At 46.7% G+C, this 628-nt stretch carries 1 protein-coding gene; it reads left to right on the top strand.

Going from position 1 to position 628, the window contains the following annotated elements:
- Positions 1-33: 33 nt before the first annotated feature.
- Positions 34-628, top strand: a 595-nt coding sequence (locus R8N47_RS26180) for a DUF1254 domain-containing protein (RefSeq protein ID WP_318186226.1), incomplete at its 3' end; no start/stop codon positions are given.

Genomic DNA, 628 nt, shown 5'->3' with positions numbered 1-628 from the left:
CATATCCTCACAACCAAATGGATGAAACCAGCCATGAAACAAAAATTACTCGTTACTCTATTGGGATTATCAGCGCTAGGTGCCAGCCCTGTATTTGCGGCTAACACCAATGTTGATCTTGCAGAAGATGCTTATATCTACGGATACTCTATTGATGAAGCGTACAAGTTTTTCTATCACACGGCGGTAGAAAACAACTATCCGCTCAACCGCTTTCAGAATATTCGTGCTCTAGCTGATGACTCTTACACCGCTCACCCAACCATTAATAACGATACGCTTCACCTTATGGGCTGGTTAGATGTTGCTGCAGAACCTGTCATTGTGAGCGTGCCTGATATGGATGAAGGCCGTTACTGGATCTTGCACACAATGGACATGGGCCACTACACCAACGCAGCGTTCAGTTCTCGTACTCGTGGCACAAAAGGCGGCCAGTTCATGTTTGCAGCACAAGATTGGCAAGGTGAAGTGCCAGCTTCTGTCGACGAAGTGGTTCGCGTAGACAGCAACCTTGTGAAGCTGATGGGTCGCATCATGGCAGTAAATGACGAAGATGCGAAAGTCGCGCTTAACTACATGGACCAATGGAACATTCGTACCCTATCGGAATATTTAGGTAAGAACG

Source organism: Vibrio sp. 2132-1, assembly GCF_033344315.1.
Note: the sequence above shows the minus strand (reverse complement) of the source record. Positions and strands in the feature narration are given on the sequence as shown.